At 66.2% G+C, this 19,428-nt stretch carries 16 protein-coding genes; 10 read left to right on the top strand and 6 right to left on the bottom strand.

The genetic code is table 11. The annotated features are described in order from the left end of the window. Positions 1 to 79: 79 nt before the first annotated feature. The 5 genes from H3H45_RS05420 to H3H45_RS05400 all read left to right on the top strand — a co-directional run bounded on the left by H3H45_RS05420 (position 80) and on the right by H3H45_RS05400 (position 7,455). Positions 80 to 1,213 carry a PilT/PilU family type 4a pilus ATPase gene (locus H3H45_RS05420; protein ID WP_182832690.1) on the top strand — a complete coding sequence of 378 codons (1,134 nt, stop codon included), beginning with the start codon at positions 80 to 82 and terminating at the stop codon, positions 1,211 to 1,213. Between the two features lie 99 nt (positions 1,214 to 1,312). After that, positions 1,313 to 1,624, top strand: a complete 312-nt coding sequence (locus H3H45_RS05415; protein WP_182832689.1) for a hypothetical protein — start codon at positions 1,313 to 1,315, stop codon at positions 1,622 to 1,624. A 158-nt stretch (positions 1,625 to 1,782) separates the two neighbouring features. Beyond that, complete coding sequence (locus tag H3H45_RS05410; RefSeq protein ID WP_182832688.1) at positions 1,783 to 4,041, top strand: EAL domain-containing protein; 2,259 nt, start codon at positions 1,783 to 1,785, stop codon at positions 4,039 to 4,041. Continuing rightward, on the top strand, positions 4,038 to 5,627 hold the full coding sequence (locus H3H45_RS05405; protein ID WP_182832687.1) for a methyl-accepting chemotaxis protein: 1,590 nt from the start codon (positions 4,038 to 4,040) through the stop codon (positions 5,625 to 5,627). The genes H3H45_RS05410 and H3H45_RS05405 overlap by 4 nt, the downstream gene beginning before the upstream one ends. A 124-nt stretch (positions 5,628 to 5,751) precedes the next feature. Next, a complete protein-coding gene (locus H3H45_RS05400) occupies positions 5,752 to 7,455 on the top strand; it encodes a Na/Pi cotransporter family protein (protein WP_182832686.1) in 1,704 nt (567 codons plus the stop codon). 4 nt (positions 7,456 to 7,459) lie between these two features. On the opposite strand, the gene H3H45_RS05395 is transcribed toward H3H45_RS05400, so the two are convergent. Together H3H45_RS05395 and H3H45_RS05390 are read right to left on the bottom strand one after the other, a co-directional pair. Then, positions 7,460 to 7,747 carry a hypothetical protein gene (locus tag H3H45_RS05395; RefSeq protein WP_182832685.1) on the bottom strand — a complete coding sequence of 96 codons (288 nt, stop codon included), beginning with the start codon at positions 7,745 to 7,747 and terminating at the stop codon, positions 7,460 to 7,462. 54 nt (positions 7,748 to 7,801) lie between these two features. After that, on the bottom strand, positions 7,802 to 8,797 hold the full coding sequence (locus H3H45_RS05390; protein WP_182832684.1) for a TerC family protein: 996 nt from the start codon (positions 8,795 to 8,797) through the stop codon (positions 7,802 to 7,804). A gap of 200 nt (positions 8,798 to 8,997) precedes the next feature. Here H3H45_RS05390 and H3H45_RS05385 point away from each other — a divergent pair, with 200 nt between their 5' ends. Then, positions 8,998 to 10,005, top strand: a complete 1,008-nt coding sequence (locus tag H3H45_RS05385; protein WP_182832683.1) for a DUF5924 family protein — start codon at positions 8,998 to 9,000, stop codon at positions 10,003 to 10,005. 71 nt (positions 10,006 to 10,076) lie between these two features. On the opposite strand, the gene H3H45_RS05380 is transcribed toward H3H45_RS05385, so the two are convergent. Further along, positions 10,077 to 11,687 (bottom strand): methyl-accepting chemotaxis protein, encoded by a 1,611-nt coding sequence (locus H3H45_RS05380; RefSeq protein WP_235983350.1) that lies wholly within the window; start codon positions 11,685 to 11,687, stop codon positions 10,077 to 10,079. An 84-nt stretch (positions 11,688 to 11,771) separates the two neighbouring features. Further along, the gene (locus H3H45_RS05375; RefSeq protein WP_182832682.1) at positions 11,772 to 12,998 is read right to left on the bottom strand and encodes a nucleoside recognition domain-containing protein; all 1,227 of its coding nucleotides are present in this window, start codon (positions 12,996 to 12,998) and stop codon (positions 11,772 to 11,774) included. 163 nt (positions 12,999 to 13,161) lie between these two features. Here H3H45_RS05375 and H3H45_RS05370 point away from each other — a divergent pair, with 163 nt between their 5' ends. The 3 genes from H3H45_RS05370 to H3H45_RS05360 all read left to right on the top strand — a co-directional run bounded on the left by H3H45_RS05370 (position 13,162) and on the right by H3H45_RS05360 (position 16,115). Continuing rightward, entirely contained in the window at positions 13,162 to 13,818 is a 657-nt protein-coding gene (locus tag H3H45_RS05370; RefSeq protein ID WP_182832681.1) for a DUF3313 domain-containing protein, read from the top strand. Positions 13,819 to 13,943: 125 nt separating this feature from the next. Beyond that, the gene (locus tag H3H45_RS05365) at positions 13,944 to 15,644 is read left to right on the top strand and encodes a sulfatase-like hydrolase/transferase (protein WP_182832680.1); all 1,701 of its coding nucleotides are present in this window, start codon (positions 13,944 to 13,946) and stop codon (positions 15,642 to 15,644) included. 63 nt (positions 15,645 to 15,707) lie between these two features. Beyond that, on the top strand, positions 15,708 to 16,115 hold the full coding sequence (locus tag H3H45_RS05360) for a DUF1330 domain-containing protein (protein ID WP_182832679.1): 408 nt from the start codon (positions 15,708 to 15,710) through the stop codon (positions 16,113 to 16,115). A gap of 82 nt (positions 16,116 to 16,197) precedes the next feature. Here H3H45_RS05360 and H3H45_RS05355 read toward each other — a convergent pair whose 3' ends face one another. Next, complete coding sequence (locus H3H45_RS05355) at positions 16,198 to 16,971, bottom strand: N-acetylmuramoyl-L-alanine amidase (protein WP_182832678.1); 774 nt, start codon at positions 16,969 to 16,971, stop codon at positions 16,198 to 16,200. A gap of 178 nt (positions 16,972 to 17,149) precedes the next feature. After that, positions 17,150 to 17,743 (bottom strand): MarC family protein, encoded by a 594-nt coding sequence (locus H3H45_RS05350; RefSeq protein ID WP_182832677.1) that lies wholly within the window; start codon positions 17,741 to 17,743, stop codon positions 17,150 to 17,152. Positions 17,744 to 17,981: 238 nt separating this feature from the next. Here H3H45_RS05350 and H3H45_RS05345 point away from each other — a divergent pair, with 238 nt between their 5' ends. After that, positions 17,982 to 19,403 carry a DASH family cryptochrome gene (locus H3H45_RS05345; RefSeq protein ID WP_182832676.1) on the top strand — a complete coding sequence of 474 codons (1,422 nt, stop codon included), beginning with the start codon at positions 17,982 to 17,984 and terminating at the stop codon, positions 19,401 to 19,403. Positions 19,404 to 19,428: the final 25 nt, after the last annotated feature.

Below are 19,428 nucleotides of genomic sequence, written 5' to 3'. Positions count from 1 at the left end.
GTGCGGAGCGGCCGCCTGGTCGAATGCCCGCGCATGCACTGTACTGAAGGCAGCTTTCTCGCTCAGCCCCGGAGCCGCCATGACCGATCCGCTCACGCCCGCCACCCAGCCGGATGTCTACCCGCTGCTGCAGACGCTCTATGAGAAGGGCGGCTCTGACCTGTTCCTCAGCGTCGGCACGCCGCCGCAGATCAAGCTCGAAGGCCATACCGTGCCGTTGCCGGTTGCGCCGCTGGGGCCAGGCGAGGTACGGCAGATGGCCTATCAGTTGATGAACGAACGCCAGGTCGCCGAGTTCGAGCGCGACCTGGAGATGAACCTGGCGGTCAGCGTCGCCAGCTCCGGGCGCTTTCGCATCAACATCTACTACCAGCGCGGCGAAGTCTCGATGGTGGTGCGCCTGATCAAGAGCCAGATCCCCAGCCTGGAAGCCCTCGGCCTGCCGCCTCAGCTGGGCAAGCTGGCACTGCTCGACCGCGGCCTGATCCTGATCATCGGCGCGGCCGGCTCGGGCAAATCGACCACCCTGGCGGCCATGCTCGACCTGCGTAACCGCAACAAGTCCGGGCACATCATCTGCATCGAGGACCCGATCGAGTTCCTCCACCAGCACCAGCGCTCGGTGATCGACCAGCGCGAAGTCGGCCTGGACACCCACAGCTTCGCCGATGCCCTGCGCAACGTGCTGCGCGAGGCGCCGGACGTGATCATGCTCGGCGAGATCCGCGACCTCGACACCATGCAGCACGCCCTGCACTACGCGGAAACCGGCCACCTGTGCCTGGCCACCCTGCACGCCACCAGCACCAGCCACGCGCTGGAACGCATCGTGCGTTTCTTCCCCGAGGAGGCGCGCACGCAGATCCTCGCCGACGTGGCGCAGAACCTGCTGGCCATCGTCGGCCAGCGCCTGGTGCCAGCCCTCGACCAGCGCCGGGTGGCGGTGGTCGAACTGATGCTGGGCACCGCGCATATCCGCGACCTGATCCAGCGCGGCCTGCTCGACGACCTGCGCGAGGCCATCGGTCGCGGCCGCGAACAGGGCCTGCAGACCTTCGACCAGCACCTCTACGAGCTGTTCGAGAGCGGCCGTATCAGCTTCGAGGAGGCGGTGCGCAACGCCGACTCACGCACCGACCTGACCCTGCGCATCAAGCTCGGCCATGGCGACGTCGGCGACGGCGGCAACCTGCATGTGCTCAGCGAGAACTGAACGCGACCATTGGCAGCCATGGCTTTGATTCAGGTCAAAGCCAGCTGGCCAAGGGCCACCTAGAGTGGCGCCATCAAAACCAGCGCGCGTCCCGCAGTCATGCCGCGAACGATCCCCAGCATCCTGATCACCCATAACGACCAGCAGATGGCCTGCCGCGTACGACGCCTGCTGCATGACGACGGGCTGGACTGCAGCGTACTGGCGCGCCCGCAAGACTGCAGCCAGGCACCGCTGTGCCGCTGGCTGCAGGACTGGCCGCTGCCGGCCCACGCGGCCCTGCATGCGACCCTGGCCGATGCCATCGAGGTGCTCGAACGCTCCCGGCATGCCTTCAAGTCGCGCGATCTGGCGGACCTGCGCCAACGCCTGGAGCAGCTGTTAGGCGAATTGTCAGCATCCACGCAATAAGGTAGAAGACACCGCAGTAGGTTCCGCCCAGTAGCGGAGACCGGCTTTGCCGGGCAGGACATAAGGGCCTGCAAGACGAAGCGCCGCGACGCCCCGTTCCCCGAGAACGTGGCGTCCGGCGCTTTTTTTATGCCCGCGAAAAACAACAGGGAGAACATATGGGCTCGATTGCAGCACTCCAGGAGCTGATGCGGCGCATCGGTCTGGATCAGGCCGAGGCCGATGAACGATGCCGCCTGCTCGGCTGGCAGAGCGACGATGCGACACGCCTGAATGCCGTGGCCGAAAGCATGGCGCCGGCACAGCAGGCTTTCGTCGAGCGGCTCTACCAGCACCTGGGCGAGTTCCCTGGCCCGGCCAGCCTGATCAGCAACGAAAGCACCCTGAGCCGCCTCAAACACAGCCAGCTGGACTACTACCAGCGCCTGTGGCGCGGCCCCTATGACGGCGACTATGTGGCCAGTCGCCTGCGCATCGGCCTGATCCACCAGCTCGCTGGCGTGGAGCTGAAGTGGTACCTGGGCGGCTATCGCCTGTACCTCGATTCGATGCTTAGCGAGCTGTTCCCCGATGACGCCCAGCGCACCCTATACGCCAGCCTGCTGAAAGCGGTGTTCTTCGACATGACCCTGGCCATCGACACCTACAGCGCCGCCCAGCGCAAGGCCCTGGAAGACAGCGAGGCGCGTTTCGCCCGAGCCCTGCGCGGGGCCAACGACGGCATCTGGGACTGGCACCTGGAACACGACCGGCTGTACGTCTCGGAACGCTGGGCGGGCATGCTCGACCTCAGTCGCGACAGCCTCGGCGAAGGCAGCGCCAGCTGGTTTTCGCGGGTTCACCCGGACGACCTGCCCGGCCTGCGTCAGGCCATCGACGCGCACCTCAGCGGCGCCAGCGCCCTGGTGCACCACGAGTACCGCATGCGCCGCAGCCGCGGCGACTACCTGTGGGTGCTGGCCCGCGGCGTGGCGCAGACCGATGCCGACGGGCAACGGCGTATCGCCGGCTCGCAGAGCGATATCAGCGCACGCAAGGCGGTCGAGCAGCAGCTGCGCCACGCCGCCCGCCACGACCCGCTGACCGGCCTGGGCAACCGCCTGCGTCTGGATGAGCTGCTGCCGCAGGCGCTGCAGCAACTGGGTAAGGCTGGGGCACGCGAGGCCGCTCTGCTGTTCATCGACCTCGACCGCTTCAAGCTGATCAACGACAGCCTCGGCCATGCCTGCGGCGACCAGGTGCTGGTCGAGGTCGGCCGGCGCCTCAGCCAGTGCCTGCGCCCCGGCGATCACCTGTGCCGTTTTGGCGGCGACGAATTCGTCGTGCTGCTCTGCGACTTGGCCCACGCCAGCGACGCCGAGCAGGTCGCCCAGCGCATGCTCGACAGCCTGCACCTGCCGCTGCACCTGGCCGAGCAAACCCTGGTGGTCAGCGCCAGCATCGGCATTGCCGCGCTGCAGGCCAGCGATGCCTCGCAGGATGCCCTGCAGGCCGCCGACCTCGCCCTGTACCGCGCCAAGCAGGCCGGCAAGGCGCAGTTCGCCCGCTACAGCGCCGAACTGCAGACCAGCGCGCGGCACCAGCTGGAGCTGGAAAGCGCCCTCGGCCAGGCTCTCGACCGCGACCAGTTCGTCCTGCACTACCAGCCGATCTACCGCATCGACCAGGACCGGCCGCAGCTGGTCGGCGTCGAAGCCCTGCTGCGCTGGCGCCAGGACGGTGCACTGGTGCCGCCGCAGGAGTTCATCGCCTCGCTGGAAGAATCCGGCGAGATCCTCCGCGTCGGTGACTGGGTGCTGGCCCAGGCCTGTCGCCAAGTGCGTGCCTGGCAGCTGGCCGGGCAGGCGCGGCTGCGCTGCTCGGTGAACCTGTCCAGCCGCCAGTTGCAGCAGGACGACTTTGTTGCCCGGCTCACCGAGATCCTCCGGGACAGCGGCCTGCCGCCGGCCAGCCTGATTCTGGAGATCACCGAAAGCCAGCTGATGCAGGACTGCACCGCGACGCTGATCACCCTGCGCGAACTGGCCAGTCTCGGCGTGCGCCTGGCCCTCGACGATTTCGGCACCGGCTATTCCTCGCTCGGCTACCTCAAGCGCTTCCCCCTGCACATCCTCAAGGTGGATCGGAGCTTCATCGACGGCGCCCCGCAGGATGCCGAGCTGGGCGCAATCAGCCGGGCGATCATCGGCCTCGGCCACAGCCTCGGCCTGGAGGTGGTCGCCGAGGGTGTGGAACAGGCCGCGCACCTCGATTTCCTGCGCCAGGAAGGCTGTCGTCTGGCCCAGGGCTACTGGTTCAGCCGACCCCGCGCGGCCAGCGAACTGGAGCGCCTGTTCAGCCCAGCCCTGTCCCCCGCAGAACCGCACGACCGGCCAGCACAGGCGCGGCCGGCACACAGCACGGAGCTCAGCCAATGAAGATCAACCTGCCGGTCAGCCAGCGGGCGCTGGATGTACCCGCCCATGCCAACATCCTCTCCACCACCGACCTCAAGGGTGCGGTGAGCTACGTCAACCCAGACTTCATCGCCATCAGCGGCTACAGCGAGGCGGAACTGCTCGGCCGCAACCACAACATCGTGCGTCACCCGGACATGCCGCCGGCGGCCTTCGCCCACCTCTGGCAGACCCTGAAAAACGGCAGGCCGTGGATGGGCCTGGTGAAGAACCGCTGCAAGAACGGCGACCACTACTGGGTCAGCGCCTATGCCACGCCGGTGCTGCGCAACGGCCAGGTGGTGGAGTACCAGTCGGTGCGCACCCGCGCCGAGCCGGAGCTGGTAGCGCGCGCCGAACAGCTGTATGCCGAGCTGATCAAGGGGCGTACGCCGCGCCAGTTGCGCCCACCGCGGCTGACCCTGGCCGCGCGCCTGAGCCTGCTGACGGGCGCTCCGCTGCTGGCGGTGGCGGCAGCGCTCGGCTTGAGCGGCGCCCTGCCCCTGCTGCCGGCCGTGGCCGCTGGCCTGGGCCTGGCGACCCTGCTCGGCGGCCTGCTGCACCTGAGCCTGCGCCCGTTGCGGGCGTTGACCGAGCAGGCCCGGCGCCTCGCCGACAATCCGCTGAGCCAGTGGGTGTACAGCGCACGCAACGACGAGTTCGGCCAGCTGGCCTTCACCTTGCGCAGCCTGCAGGCCGAGTCCGGCGCGGTGGTCGGGCGCATCGCCGACTCGGCGCGTCAGCTCAGCCAGGAAGCCAGCGAACTGGCGGCCGCGGTGGACAGCAGCAGCCAGGCCAGCCTGCGACAACAGGGTGAGACCGCTCAGGTGGCCAGCGCCATCGGCCAGATGGCGGCCAGCGTGCAGGAAGTGGCGCGCCACGCCCAGCTCAGTGCCAGCGCCGCCAGCGCGGCGGACATGGAGACCAGCAACGGCCTGCAACTGGTCGAGCAGACCCGCCAATTGATCGCCAGCCTGGCCGGCGAGGTGCAGCAGAGCAGCCAGGTGATCCACCAGCTGGAACTGCACGGGCAGAAAATCAACCAGGTGCTGGAAGTTATCCAGGGCATCGCCGAGCAGACCAACCTGCTGGCACTCAACGCGGCCATCGAGGCGGCGCGGGCCGGCGAGGCCGGACGTGGCTTCGCCGTGGTCGCCGATGAAGTACGCGGCCTGGCCTCGCGCACCCAGCAGTCCACCGCGGAGATCAATGCCATCATCGGCACCCTGCAACAGGGCACCGCCCAGGCCGTGGCCGCCATGCAGCGCAGCCAGCAACAGGCCGGTGCCAGCGTCGAGCAGGCGCTGCAGGCCAGCCAGGCGCTCGACGGCATCACCCAGCGGGTCGGCCAGATCAGCGACATGAGCATCCAGATCGCCGCCGCCGTGGAGCAGCAGAGCGCGGTCGGTGACGATATCCAGCGCAACCTCTGCGGCATCCGCCAGGCCAACGAAAGCACCGTGGTGGCCAGCGACCAGAGCCGCAGCAGCGCCGAGCACGTGGCCGGCCTGGCCGAACGCCTGCAACTGCTGGTCGAGCAGTTCTGGGGGCGCCAGGCGCCGCGGTGAGGGCGCGCGCACTGGCGCCGACGGGCAATAGCAACTACAGCTAAAGCAAGGGAGGCGGCGCACGGCGCAGACCCGACGACAAGCCGCCCCCGCCCATCGAGCGAGCCCCACTGGAGGCTACGCCATGCTCACCTTGCTCAATCTGCTGTCTGCCATCGCCCTGCTGGTGTGGGGCACCCATATCGTGCGTACCGGCATCCTGCGCGTGTACGGCTCGCAGCTGCGGCGCATCCTCAGCCACAGCGTGGCCAAGCAGCCACAGGCGTTCGCCGCCGGCATCGGCGTCACCGCGCTGGTGCAGAGCAGCAACGCCACCGCCATGCTGGTTACCTCCTTCGTCGCCCAGGGTCTGATGACGCTGCCGCCGGCGCTGGCGATCATGCTCGGCGCCGATGTCGGCACCGCGCTGATGGCACGGGTGCTGACCCTCGACCTGTCTTGGCTGTCGCCGCTGCTGATCTTTGCCGGAGTGGTGCTGTTTCTCTCGCGCAAGCAGCGCCGCGCCGGCCAGGTAGGGCGGGTGGCCATCGGCCTCGGCCTGCTGCTGCTCGCCCTCGACCTGATCGTCGAGGCCGCCAAGCCGATTGCCCAATCCAACAGCCTGGAAGCGCTGTTCGCCTCGCTGACCGGCGACCTGTTGCTGGATGCCCTGGTCGGCGCGCTGTTCGCCCTGCTCACCTACTCCAGCCTGGCCGCCGTGCTGCTCACCGCGACCCTGGCCAGCAGCGGCATGATCAGCCTGCCGGTGGCCATCGGCCTGGTGATCGGCGCCAATATCGGCAGCGGCGTGCTGGCCCTGCTCAACAGCAGCATGCAATCCGCCGCCGGGCGGCGGGTGGCAGTCGGCAGCCTGCTGTACAAGCTGCTCGGCCTGCTGTTGGTGCTGCCGCTGGTGAGTCCGCTGGTGAACTGGATGGATGGCCTTGAGCTGTCGGCGGCGAGCCTGGTGATCGGCTTTCACCTGCTCTACAACAGCCTGCGCTGCCTGCTGATGTTGCCCACCGTAGGCCAGATGGCGCGCCTGTGCACCCTACTGCTGCCCGAGCGCAAGAGTGCGGAGGGCGTGGCCGAGCCGCGCCACCTCGATCGCAGCGCCCTCGACACGCCGAGCCTGGCGCTGGCCAACGCGGTGCGCGAGACCCTGCGCATCGGCGACCTGGTCGAACAGATGCTCGGTCACCTGCAGGAGGTGCTGCGCGAGGGTTCCGGAGAAGCCGGGCGCCAGGTGCGGCGCCTGGACGACGACGTCGACGCGCTGTACAGCGCGGTCAAACTGTACCTGGCGCAGATGCCGCGTGAAGACCTGGCCGGCCACGACAGCCGGCGCTGGGCGGAAATCATCGAGCTGGCGGTGAATCTGGAGCACGCCGGCGACCTGATCGAACAGATGGTCGGCAAGCTCGACAACCACAAGCGTTCACGCCACTACAGCTTTTCCGCCAGTGGCCTGGAGGAACTGACCGGCCTGCTCGGCCTGCTGCAGGACAACCTGCGCCTGGGCCTCAATGTGTTCCTCAATGGCAACCCCGCCAACGCCCAGCGCCTGATCGCGGAGAAGCGCCGTTTCCGCCAGGAGGAACGCAAGCTGGCCCACGCCCATGTCGACCGCCTCAGCCAGCAGGTGGTGCAGAGCATCGAGACCAGCTCCCTGCACCTGGAGCTGATCGCCGACATGAAGCGCCTCAACTCACTGTTCTGCAGCAGCGCCTATGCCCTGGTCGAGGCGCTGGAAATCCAGCCGGTGGCGGTGCCGACCACACCGGAAGAGGCGCCGCTGGCGAGCGGCGATGAAAGCCCCAGCAGCGTGGCGCCACCGACCCAGCATTGAAGTATCAGATTTCCTGGGTGGTCGCTGCCGGGGGCTGTGCCGCCGGCTCTGCCGGTTTTTCCGCAGTCGCCGGTGGGGCCGGTTTGTCGAGCAGCTGGTCGGCGGACTCCTGGGCCTTGTCGACCGTCTGGTTGAGCTGGTCCAGGGTTTCGCCCAGGCTCTCGCGGGCCTGCTCGACCACCGCCTGTTCGGCCTTCTCGACCAGGCCCTGGGCGGCCTTCTCGGCACTGTCGCAGGCGGTCAGGGCCAGCAGGGCGCAGGCACCGAGGGTGGTTTTCAATAACGTATGCATGGCTATCTCCTCTAGTCAGATGAGGCCGCCGCGTGAAGCGACGGCCTTAGCGGATCAGTTCCCGGCTTGCGTAACGGACTGTTCATTGCGGGTTTTCCACAGCGATACCAGTACACCGCCCACCAGCAGGCCGAGGGTCACACCGAGGGAAATGGACGAAGGAATCTTGCCGATGATGCCAACCAGGAAGATCTTGCTGCCGATAAACACCAACACCAGAGCCAGGGCGTATTTCAGGTAGGCGAAACGGTGGATCAGCGCGGCCAGGGCGAAGTACAGGGCGCGCAAGCCGAGGATGGCGAAGATGTTCGAGGTGTAGACGATGAAGGGATCCTGGGTGATGGCGAAGATCGCCGGCACGCTGTCCACGGCGAACACCAGGTCGGCGCACTCGATCAGGATCAGGGCGAGGAACAGTGGCGTTACCCACAGCACGCTCTTGCCGCTGGCATCAGGCTGACGCACGAAGAAACGCTGCTCGTGCAGGCGCTCGGTCACCCGCAGGTGGCGGCGCAGGAAGAGCACAAAGCGGTTGTTGGCCAGATCCGGTTCGGCGTCGACCTTGGTGAACAGCATCTTCACCCCGGTGAGTACCAGGAATACGCCGAACACATAGAGGATCCAGCTGAACTCGTGGATCAGTGCGGCACCCAGGCCGATCATGATGGCGCGCAACACGATCACGCCCATGATGCCCCAGAACAGCACCTTGTGCTGGTACTGGCGGGGAATGGCCAGGAAGCTGAAGATCAGCGCCATGACGAAGACGTTGTCCATCGACAACGATTTTTCGATGAGGAAACCGGTCAGGTAGTCCATGCCGGCGTCGCCGCCTTTCTGGAAATACACCCACAGGCCAAACAGCAGGCCGGCGCTGATATAGCCGGCAGAAAGCAGCAGGCTTTCCTTGACGCCAATCTCGCGGTTGTCGCGGTGCAAAATGCCCAGGTCAAAGGCCAGAAGGGCAATTACCACGCCCAGGAATATCAGCCAGAGCCATACAGAGGTGCCGAGCAGGTCGGCGAAGAGAAACGGTTCTAGGGCAGTCATGAGCCCCTCCTTGCAGTCGAAGTTGTACCAACTGTAACTCCGACATGGCGGCGCTAGCCGTCAGAGGGGCCCGGTGTTACGGAGGCAAGGATAGAGAGGCCAGGACGGCTTGCTCAAGCCTCAGGCCTTTGCAAAGTATGTCCGCGCCGCCGGAGCCCGTGCGATGATGCGCACCCCGCAAGACCTCGCCGCCGACGCCCATGCCTCACTGGAAATCGCACTTCCTGCGCCTGCTCGCCCTGCTGCAGCGCTATCCCGGCCTGATCGCCGCCTTCGGCTTCTGCTCCGGGGTGGCCAGCTTCATCCTGGTCGATCGTCAGGAGGGCGTCGGCCGGGTGATCGCCGTATTGATGTTGCTGAGCTGGACCTGGCTGCTGCTCGAAGGCCTGCTCACGCGCAGCGCGGCGCGTTGGCTGGGGCTGGAGCTGCCACCCAAGCTGCTGCACTACCTGACGCAGCTGATCCACCAGGAAAGCCTGTTCTTCGTCCTGCCGTTCTTCTTCATCACCACCGCCTGGAACAGCGGCCAGCTGGTGTTCACCAGCCTGCTCGGCGCCGCCGCCCTGCTCGCCATCATCGACCCGCTGTACTACAAGTGGCTGGCCGCGCGGCGCTGGCTGTACCTGAGTTATCACACCCTGACCCTGTTCGCCGTGCTGCTCACCGCGCTGCCCCTGCTGCTGCAGCAGACCACCGCAGAGAGCTACCGCCTGGCCCTGGGTATTGCCCTGCTGCTGGCCGTGCCGAGCCTGGCCAGTTCGCTGCTGCTGCACGACTGGCGGCGCTGGCTGGCGATGTTCGGGCTGCTTGCCACGCTGGGGATCGGTGGCTGGCTGGCGCGCCCATGGATTCCGCCAGCCACCCTATGGCTGACCGACGTGGCGGTGAGTGCTGAGCTGCAACAGCGCACGCCCGGCCGCAGCCTGCAGCAGGTCAGCGTACAGCAGCTGCGCAGCGAGGGCCTGTACGCCTACACCGCGATCAGCGCGCCGCGCGGGCTGAACGAACGCATCTACCATGTCTGGCGTCATCAAGGCGTGGAGGTCGACCGCATCGCCCTGGATATCAACGGCGGGCGCAAGGGCGGCTACCGCTCCTGGACGCACAAGCGCAACTTCCCGGAAACGGTGGTTGGCAACTGGCAGGTGCAGGTGGTGACCGAGACCGGTCAGCAGATCGGCGTGCTGCGCTTCAAGGTGGTCGAGTAGGACCGCTCCGACTCTATACGTAGGGCGGGTGCAACCCGCGTCGGCCCCAGCGCGGGCGGCCCTACGTATGGCTACAGGCGGAAGCGCTGCACCATGCCGTTGAGGTCGCTGGCCAGGCGCGCCAGCTCGTCGCTGGCTACCGAGGTTTCATGCGCGCCGGTGGCGTTCTGCGCGGCGATGTCGCGGATCGCCACCAGGTTGCGGTCCACCTCGCGGGCCACCTGGGCCTGCTCCTCGGCGGCGCTGGCGATCACCAGGTTCATCTCGTTGATCTGGCTGACCCGCTGAGCAATCACTTCCAGGGCGCTGTCCGCCTCGCTGGCCATCTCGCTGCTGCGGCTGGCGTACTCGCTGCTCTGACCCATGGCATCCACCGACTCGCGGCTGGCGCTCTGGATGGCGCTGATCATCCGCTCGATTTCCTGGGTCGAGGTCTGCGTGCGCTGGGCCAGGGCGCGTACTTCGTCGGCCACTACGGCGAAACCACGGCCCTGGTCGCCAGCGCGTGCCGCCTCGATGGCGGCATTCAGCGCCAGCAGATTGGTCTGCTCGGCAATGGTGCGGATCACTTCCAGCACCCGGCCGATGGCGATGGCCTCCTCGGCCAGGCGAGTGATGGTGCTGGAGGTGTGCTGCAGGCGCTGGCTGAGCTGCTCGATAGTGCTGCGCGTGCTGCTGACCTTCTGCCGCCCGGCCTCGGCAGTCTCTTCCGCCTCACGCGAGGAGTCGGAGGTGTGATTGGCGTTGCGCGCCACCTCATCGACCGCCGCTGACATCTCGGTCACTGCGGTGGCGGCCATCTCGATTTCGTCGTTCTGCCGGGTGATGCCCTTGGATGAGTCTTCGGTGACCGCGTGCAGCTGCTCGGCCGCCGAAGCCAGCTGGGTGGCCGAGTTCTGAATGCTCTGCAGGGTTTCGCGCAGGGTATTCTGCATGCCACCGAGCGAACGCTGCACCTGGGTCACCTCGTCGGCACCTTCGGCGCGCACTGGCTGAGTGAGATCCCCGCCGGCGATACGCTGTGCCGACTCGGCCAGCTGTATCAGCGGCTGGGTAATACTGCGACTGAGCAGCCAGGCGGCCAGCAGGGTGAACAGCACGCTGGCCGCGAGAATCAGGCTGAAAATCCAGGTAGCGCTGTCGGCATTCTTTTCTGCCCGCGCGCCGGCAGCCGCCGCGCCACGATTATTGTGGTCGATCAGCTTGTCCAGGGCCGTGATCAATTCAGCGAAGCGCGCCGCCGATTCCTCGGCTGCAGCCTGATCCAGCTGACCTGCGCGCACGCTGGCGACCACCTTGCCCAGAGCGCTCTCGTAGGTCTGGCTCTTGGCGTGATAGTCGGCGAACAGACGCCGATCTTCGTCGTCGATGATGGTGTCTTCATAGGCCTTGTCGTAGCCGCTGACCCGTTCGCGGAGCGCCTTGGCCTCGGCGCTCAGGCGCTGGTCGTTCTGCGGGTGGGCCATCAGCTCGTATTCGGCCAGACGCTGCAACTGGCGCTCGGACTTGATCTTGGCCATCAAGTCGAGACCGAGCATCCACACGTCCTTCACTTCCAGCAGATCGCTACGCAGGCTGGACAGCTGACCGAGGGCGACCCCGCCAGTCGTCAGCAGGATCAGGGTGAGCGCCCCGAAGCCGATCAAATTGCGCAATCCCACACTAACTGAGCGCAGAAGCATGGCGAACTCCGGAAAACGGGGATGGTTTCCTTAGTCTAGTCAGCACCTGCGGGGCGGCAAGCCGCGTGGCGTGCGGCTTGCCGATCAGCCAAAGAACCAGTAGCAGACCGCGATGGCGGCCAATACCCCGGCCAGGTCGGCGACCAGCGCGCAGCCCACTGCATGGCGGGCACGCTGGATGCCGACCGCGCCGAAGTACACGGCCAGCACATAGAAGGTAGTCTCGGTGCTGCCCTGGATAGTCGCCGCCACCAGGGCCGGGAAACTGTCGACACCATGGGTCTGCATGGTTTCGATCAGCATGGCGCGCGCCGCACTGCCGGAGAACGGTTTGACCAGCGCGGTGGGCAGGGCATCGACGAAGCGGGTGTCCCAACCCAGCCACTCGATCAGGCTGCGGATACCATCGAGGCCGAAATCCAGGGCGCCGGAGGCGCGCAGCACGCCGATCGCGCAGAGCATGGCAACCAGATAGGGCAGCAGGCTCTTGGCTACGTCGAAGCCTTCCTTCGCCCCGTCGACAAAGGTTTCGTAGACCGGCACCTTGCGCAGCCAGCCCACCAGCAGGAACAGCAGGATCAGGCCGAACAGCACCAGGTTGCCGAGCAGTGACGACAGCGCCGCCAGGGCCGTGGCGGACAAGCCGCCGAGCAGGGCCATGAAACCGCCCAATAACAAGGCTCCTGGAATCAGGTAGGCCAGCACCACCGGATCCCACAGGCGCAGGCGCTGCATCAGCGCCACCGCCAGCAGGCCGGCCAGGGTCGAGGCACTGGTGGCCAGGAGAATCGGCAGGAACACCAGGGTTGGGTCATCCGCGCCCTGCTGCACGCGGTACATGAAGATGGATACCGGCAGCAGAGTCAGCGACGAGGCGTTGAGCACCAGAAAGAGGATCTGCGCATTGCTCGCCACCGTGGCGCTGGGGTTGAGCTCCTGCAGGGCCTTCATCGCCTTGAGGCCGATCGGCGTGGCGGCGTTGTCCAGGCCCAGGCCGTTGGCGGCGAAATTGAGGGTGATGAAGCCAAGCGCCGGATGACCGCGCGGCACCTCCGGCATCAGCCGCGCGAACAGCGGGCCGAGGGCACGGCCGAGCAGGTCGACCAGGCCGGCCTTCTCGGCGATGCGCAGAAAGCCCAGCCACAAGGTGAGGGTGCCGAATAGCACTACCATCAGCTCGACCGAGACTTTGGCCATGGCGAACAGGCTCTCGACCATGGCCGCCCATACCGCTACGTCGCCGCCGATCCAGCGCACCAGCGCGGCGAGTGTCGCCACCACGAAAAACCCCAGCCACAGGCCATTGAGCATTGCTTACCCCCCGATCGATGGCGGCGATGATAGCGGCAGCCACGGACAGCGGTCACCTGCGCGGCAGCAATCGACGGCGCACCACATAAAACTGCAAGCAAGCGCGGCCACACTGCTGATAGTGTCTAAAGTTAAGGCGTTTCCCAACCTCAGGAGTACATGGATGAAATCCCCCCTCATGCTGTCCCTCGGCCTCATGGCCGGCTTGCTGCTGGCCGGCTGCGCCAGCCAGACCACCCAACCTTCGCAGTATTCGGGCTTCCTCGCCGACTACTCGCAGCTACAGCCGGCTACCTCGGCCAGTGGCGCCCCGGTGATGCGCTGGGTCTCGCCAGACTACAAAGCAGGCAACTATCGCTCGGTGTACATCGAGAAGCCGGTGTTCTACCCCACCCCGCAACCGAGCGACCAGGTCAGCCAGGCCGTGCTCGATGAAATCGCCGATTACCTGTACCAGGCCATGCGCCGTGAATTGCAGGGCAGCATGACAGTGGTCAGCCAGCCCGACATGGACAGCCTGGTACTGCGCAGCGCGATCACCGCCGTGGACGTCTCCACCGAAGGGCTGAAAGTCTACGAAGTGATCCCGATCGCCCTGGTGGTCGCGGCCGCCAGCACCGCCGCCGGTACCCGTGACCGCACCAGCGAAATCTATGTCGAGGTCGAAGCGATCGAGGCGCGCACCAGCAAGCCGCTGGTGCGCGTGGTGCGCAAGGGCCATGGCCAGGATCTGGAAAACAGCAGTACCCAGCTGACCTTGAAAGCACTCAAGCCAGCCCTGGATGTATGGGCGGCCGATGCCCGGGCCTTCCGGCCCTGAACCTGGGCATCCGCACGGCGCGCAAGGCCCGTGCGGATGTCATGGACAATTCTGGTAACAAGCTGCCGGGGAACCCGCAAGGCAAGCAGGCATCTGTTGGCTGATCCTCAGCCGAGTAGTTCCTGATGTCACTTGTTGCCCTGGCTCCCATTGCATCATCCACCACCCTGTCCTGGAAGATCAGCCTAACGCGCCTGCTGGCCCTGAGCACCCTGAGTGCCGGCCTGCTGATGGCCGACGACTTTATCCAGCAACTGTTCACCTCGGCCAACCAGGCAGAGCTCGAATTGCGTTTCGTCCTGGTGGCCTGGTTGTTCGCCCTCGGCTTGTGGCTATGCGGCATGCCGCGCCTGGTCACCGCGTTGCTGGTGCTGCTGGCCGGCATGCAGCTGATCCAGCTGAGCCATGTGTCGTTCTTTGGTGAGCCGCTGGCGGCGCCGGATATCGCCAGCCTGTTCGCCGATTTCGCAGAGGTGCGGGAAACCGGCTGGGCCAGCTTCGCCGATCACTGGCATGTGTTGCCCAGCGTGCTGCTGCCCTACGGCCTGTTACTCGGCCTGCACCTGTGGTTGCCCCGCCATGTCCGGCTGCCGCAGAGCCGTTGGGCACTGCTGATCATCGTCCTGGTGCTGACGGCCAAGCCCTGGCGCGCCACTTATCGTGACTACAGCTCCTTTCTACCTGGGCCAACGCGCAGCGGTCTGCACAACAGCTTCAATGCCTTTGCCTTCTATGCCGTGCGCCTAGCTTTCCGCCCGGCCGAAGCGCTGCCCAAGGCGCCCTTCGCGCCCTACCGAGTCACGCCTGTGGCCAGCAACGCCCAGCATGTCTGGCTGGTGGTGGCGGACTCGCTGCGCACCGATCGCCTCGGCCTGTTCGGCCATGAGCGCGGAACCACACCGACGCTTAGCCGTTTGCATCGCGAGGGGGTACTGCTGGCAAAACCGGGCATCGCTTCGGGAGTGGCCACCGCGGTGAGCCTGCCCAACCTGATCAATCTGGTGCGTGAGCCCGGTCAGCCGGATCTGCTGCGCCAGCAACCACACAACCTGTTTGCCCTGGCGCGCACCAGCGGCTTTCGCACCCACTGGCTGTCGGCCCAGGAATCCAAACTGCTCAGTCATCTCGGCAGTCGCCACCTGGATGTTTCCATTACCCGCGAGGATTATCCGCTGCGCTTCCTGCAGCGGCACGATCATGCACTGGTCGACCTGCTCGACGAGCAGCAGTGGAGTGCGCGCAACTTCGTGGTACTCAACCTGCGTACCGCACACCTGCCCTACGAAGAGAACTACGACCAGCACCCCGAACCGCTGCCGACCTGGCCGGTGGCAGCCGAGTTGCCGCGCGAGGAGCGTCAGCGCAACGCCTATGACAATGCCATCGGCTATCTCGATGACGTGCTGGCAGAAGTGATTGCCCGCTTCGACCAGCTGGAAGGCGAGCGCTACCTGCTGATCACCGGCGACCACGGCCAGCTGCTTGGCGAAGCAGGGCGCTGGGGGCATAACGACCTGCTGCCACAGGTGGCCGAGGTGCCGGTGATGGTGCTGGCGCGGGAGGCGCCGCAGACAGCGCTGGATTCTCTGCGCCAGGAGCAATGGATTAGCCACCACGAGGCCGGGCTTTGGCTGGCCGAGCGCCTCGGCCAGCGGGTGGACAATCCCAACCGGGTCGCCGATGAGCACTTCGTGCAAGGCAAGCAGCTGTTCGGCGACAACATGATCCAGCGCGTGCGGGAAACGCCAGAGGGCCTGGTGTTCGATGAGCCGCGCCTGCTCAGCCGCTGGCTGCGTGATCTCGACCCGGCGCCATCCACACCCTGAATGGTACTTGCCGCGTCACCCGGCGCGGCGCAGGCTGAGGCAATCGCCCGACCGGAGCACGCCATGCCCAGCCTCAACCCCAGCCGCGAACAGCTGGCCGCCTTCACTGAAGGCATGCCGGCCGACACCCCGATTCTGATGCTCAACCTGCTGCGTTATCGCGAGCTTGCCGAGTACCCGGTCGACAGCCAGTGCCAACCCTGTAGCGGTCGCGAAGCCTACAGGCGCTACAGTCGCACCGCGCTGGCCAAGGTGCAGGGCGTAGGCGGGCAAGTCGAATTGCTGGCGGCAGCGCAGGTGGCATTGATCGCGCCGCAGGGCGAGCAGTGGGATGAGTTGCTGCTGGTGCGCTACCCGTCGAAGGAGGCTTTCCTGGGTATGCTCGCCGACCCGGAGTACCGTGCTGCTACGCTGCATCGCACGGCGGCGCTGGCGGATTCGCGCCTGATCGGCTGTCTGCCGCCGGCCTGAACGCCTGCTGACGGTCAGCTGAGTGGTTACCAACCCGGCGCCGCGTCCGGTTCTATTTGGACAGGGGCAAACCGCTCAGCCGTCATTCGGCGTTGAGCGTTGCCAGTAGTGCCGCTGTTTCGGCATCGGCCATGCCGTCGTAACGCGCCGGTCGATACTTCATCTGGAACGCTGCCAGCACATTGCGCGTCGGCTCGTCGAACTCGCCGCTGAACGCCAAGCTGAAACCGATGTGCGCGAGTTGTTGCTGGAACCACAAGGCATCCGGCAGCGCCTGTTCGAATACGGCGCGGCGCGTGGCCACCGCGGCGGCATCCGGCCAGCGGATCAGGCCGGCCTCGGCCAGGCGTTGCCACGGGAACAGCGGGCCCGGATCGACCTTGCGCTGCGGCGCGATATCGCTGTGGCCGATGATGCTGTCGATGGGTAGCTCATGGCGTTTGACCAGGTCCTTGAGCAGGGTGATCAGCGCTTCGATCTGCGCTTCGCTGTAGGGCTGCCAAACAGCACCGCTCGGCCCCTGCTCATAGCCCTGATTGACCAGCTCGATACCGATGGTGCTGGCGTTCAGCCAGGTGCGCCCCTGCCACGCACTATCGCCGGCGTGCCAGGCGCGCCGGTTTTCGTCGACCAGACGGTAGACGGTGGCCGGGCTGTCGCCGATCAGGTAGTGGCTGCTGACCTCGCCCTGGGTCAGCAGTGCCAGGGAATGGGCCAGGTCGGTGGAGGTGTAATGCACCACGATGTACTGCACGCGGCTGCTCTGGCTACGCGAGCTGAAACTGTCGTCGATTACCTGGCCGCCGGTGCAGGCGGTCAGCAGCAGGGCGGTGAGGGCAAGCAGGGCAAATCGCATGGCTTCAGTGCACAGTGGATAGGGAGCGCAGTGTAACGCCTGGCAGAACAATCGCAGAAACGATCTCGCGAGCTAGAGCCAGGCAAGGCGGAAAGGCCCGAGGGCGCGGAGTTTACTAGCCGTAAATGAGCAGCCCGAGGGCATTTCCAACGCAGCATGGCCGACGCGCAGCAGATCGTCAGGGGGTGATGTGTAACACGCTTTGCAGGTTGTCCAGGAGCATGTCGACGCTGAGCATGATCAGCAGCATGCCGGTCAGGCGCTCTACCGCGGTGAGACCGCGGGCGCCGAGAAAACGCTGCAACCAGGACGCCTGCAGGAGAATCATGGCCGTGCCGAACCAGGCCAGGCCGACCGCCAGGTACAGCTCCCACAGCGCCCCTTCGTGGGTATTGCGCAGGGTCATCAGCACCGCCAGGGCGGACGGGCCGGCCACGGCGGGCGTGGCCAGCGGCACCAGCAGTGGCTCACCATCCGGTAGATCACCGAGCACACCTTCGGGCCGGGGGAAGATCAGGCGCATCGCAATCACGAACAAGATGATGCCGCCGGCAATCGCCGTGGCTTCGCGCGACAGACCGAGGCCGCTGAGAATCTTGTCGCCGAAGGTGAGAAACACCATCAGCAGCACCAGAGCCAGCAGCAGCTCACGCAGTGCCACGCGCATGCGCCGCTCCGGCGCGACGTTCTTCAGCGCAGCCAGGAAGATGGCGATATTGCCGAACGGATCGGTAACCAGAAACACCAGCACGGCAATGCCGAAGATATCCATGACGAGCTCCAAGTCCAGATGCGCACAGTCTAGAAGCCAGCCGTCCGGGCGTCTGTCGTCGAAGCGTCCGCTACCAGCGCAAACAGGACAGGCGAAGGCGTTGCCGGGGCAAAAATGCCAAATACGTCACAAATGACCTCCATGATCGGACATGGGGATCGCCGGCGGGGATAAACGGTGCAGCGCCCGGTCTACAGCAGCGTATCGTCACTCACATGCCTCCCCGAGGATATCCGTCATGCACCGCCAGCTGCTCTGGTTCAAACAGGATCTGCGCCTCGATGACCACCCGGCGCTTCAAGCCGCCATGGATGCCGAGCGCGTGCTGCCGCTGTTCATCCTCGACCCGGCCCTGCTCCAGCCAGGGCCGTTTGGCTGCAGGCGTATGGGCGTGCACCGTGCGCGCTTTCTCCTGGAAAGCCTCACCGCCCTCAACGGCGAACTGCGCCAGCGCGGCTCCGGCCTTCTGGTTCTGCATGGCCGCGCCGAGCAGCTGATTCCGCAACTGGTCGAGCAATTCAGCCTGCAGGAAGTGCTGACCCTCGACGAAATCGCTCCCGAGGAACGCCGCCAGCTCGACGCGGTGCGCCAGGCACTCGGCTGTGTCCCGCTGCGTGTGCTGCCGGGCAACCATCTGCTGCGCAGTGAGGAGTTGCCCTGCAGCCTGGAAGAACTGCCGCAGGTCTACAGCCAGTTCCGCGAGCTGGTCGAACAGCGTCTGCCAGTGTTCCAGCCGCGCCCGGCACCGGCACGTCTGCCGGCCCTGCCGGAAAATGCCGAACTGAGTTTCGCGCCACTGCCCAGCCTGTCGCAGCTGGGCCTGGGTGAACCGCTCAGCGTGGCCAACAGCGCCTTCCCCTTTTCCGGCGGCGAGCCCGCTGCCCAGGCACGGCTGCGCGACTACCTCTGGCAACGTCAGGGCGTACGTCAGTACAAGGACACCCGCAATGGGCTCATCGGCAGCGAGTACTCGTCGAAGTTCTCGCCCTGGCTGGCCAATGGCAGCCTGTCCGCCCGGCGGGTGGTGGCCGAGCTGCGCCGCCACGAATCGCAGTTCGGACGCAACGACTCGACCCATTGGCTGTGGCTGGAAATGCTCTGGCGCGACTTCTTCCGCTGGACCCTGGTGCGCCATGGCAGCGCGCTGTTCCAGGCTGGTGGCCTGAAGGCCACGGCGCGCGCACCGCAGCAGCTCGACCAGCGTTTCAGCCTGTGGTGCCAGGGGCGCACCGGCATGCCCCTGGTGGATGCCAACATGCGTGAGCTGCTGAGTACCGGCTTCATGTCCAATCGCGGCCGCCAGGTGGTGGCCAGCTACCTGGTCAATGACCTGCAGCAGGACTGGCGCCACGGCGCGGCCTGGTTCGAAGAACATCTGCTGGATTACGACCCGGCCAGCAACTGGGGTAACTGGGCCTACCTGGCCGGCGTGGGCAGCGACCCGCGCCACGGGCGCATGTTCAACGCCCTGCGCCAGGCCCGTCAGTACGACCCAGATGCCGCCTATGTCAGCCTCTGGCTGCCGGAGCTGCGCAGCGTGCCGCAGCACCTGCGCCACACCCCGTTCCTGCTGTCGCATCTGCAGCTGGATGCCATGGGCTACCCACGTCTGGAACAGATCCCTGAGCAGTGGAAGCCTTATATGCCTGACGCGGCTTAGAGGCAGTTCACGAGCGTTGCCAACC

This window comes from Aquipseudomonas guryensis, from assembly GCF_014164785.1.
GTDB lineage: Bacteria > Pseudomonadota > Gammaproteobacteria > Pseudomonadales > Pseudomonadaceae > Aquipseudomonas > Aquipseudomonas guryensis.
The sequence above is the reverse complement of the archived record's forward strand: the minus strand, read 5'-3'. Positions and strand labels throughout refer to the sequence as shown.

Bases quoted from the DNA above. Each gene is read 5' to 3' on its own strand.
- H3H45_RS05420 (WP_182832690.1), top strand. From the start codon at position 80: ATGACCGATCCGCTCACGCCCGCCACCCAGCCGGATGTCTACCCGCTG.
- H3H45_RS05415 (WP_182832689.1), top strand. From the start codon at position 1,313: ATGCCGCGAACGATCCCCAGCATCCTGATCACCCATAACGACCAGCAG.
- H3H45_RS05410 (WP_182832688.1), top strand. From the start codon at position 1,783: ATGGGCTCGATTGCAGCACTCCAGGAGCTGATGCGGCGCATCGGTCTG.
- H3H45_RS05405 (WP_182832687.1), top strand. From the start codon at position 4,038: ATGAAGATCAACCTGCCGGTCAGCCAGCGGGCGCTGGATGTACCCGCC.
- H3H45_RS05400 (WP_182832686.1), top strand. From the start codon at position 5,752: ATGCTCACCTTGCTCAATCTGCTGTCTGCCATCGCCCTGCTGGTGTGG.
- H3H45_RS05395 (WP_182832685.1), bottom strand. From the start codon at position 7,747: ATGCATACGTTATTGAAAACCACCCTCGGTGCCTGCGCCCTGCTGGCC.
- H3H45_RS05390 (WP_182832684.1), bottom strand. From the start codon at position 8,797: ATGACTGCCCTAGAACCGTTTCTCTTCGCCGACCTGCTCGGCACCTCT.
- H3H45_RS05385 (WP_182832683.1), top strand. From the start codon at position 8,998: ATGCCTCACTGGAAATCGCACTTCCTGCGCCTGCTCGCCCTGCTGCAG.
- H3H45_RS05380 (WP_235983350.1), bottom strand. From the start codon at position 11,687: ATGCTTCTGCGCTCAGTTAGTGTGGGATTGCGCAATTTGATCGGCTTC.
- H3H45_RS05375 (WP_182832682.1), bottom strand. From the start codon at position 12,998: ATGCTCAATGGCCTGTGGCTGGGGTTTTTCGTGGTGGCGACACTCGCC.
- H3H45_RS05370 (WP_182832681.1), top strand. From the start codon at position 13,162: ATGAAATCCCCCCTCATGCTGTCCCTCGGCCTCATGGCCGGCTTGCTG.
- H3H45_RS05365 (WP_182832680.1), top strand. From the start codon at position 13,944: ATGTCACTTGTTGCCCTGGCTCCCATTGCATCATCCACCACCCTGTCC.
- H3H45_RS05360 (WP_182832679.1), top strand. From the start codon at position 15,708: ATGCCCAGCCTCAACCCCAGCCGCGAACAGCTGGCCGCCTTCACTGAA.
- H3H45_RS05355 (WP_182832678.1), bottom strand. From the start codon at position 16,971: ATGCGATTTGCCCTGCTTGCCCTCACCGCCCTGCTGCTGACCGCCTGC.
- H3H45_RS05350 (WP_182832677.1), bottom strand. From the start codon at position 17,743: ATGGATATCTTCGGCATTGCCGTGCTGGTGTTTCTGGTTACCGATCCG.
- H3H45_RS05345 (WP_182832676.1), top strand. From the start codon at position 17,982: ATGCACCGCCAGCTGCTCTGGTTCAAACAGGATCTGCGCCTCGATGAC.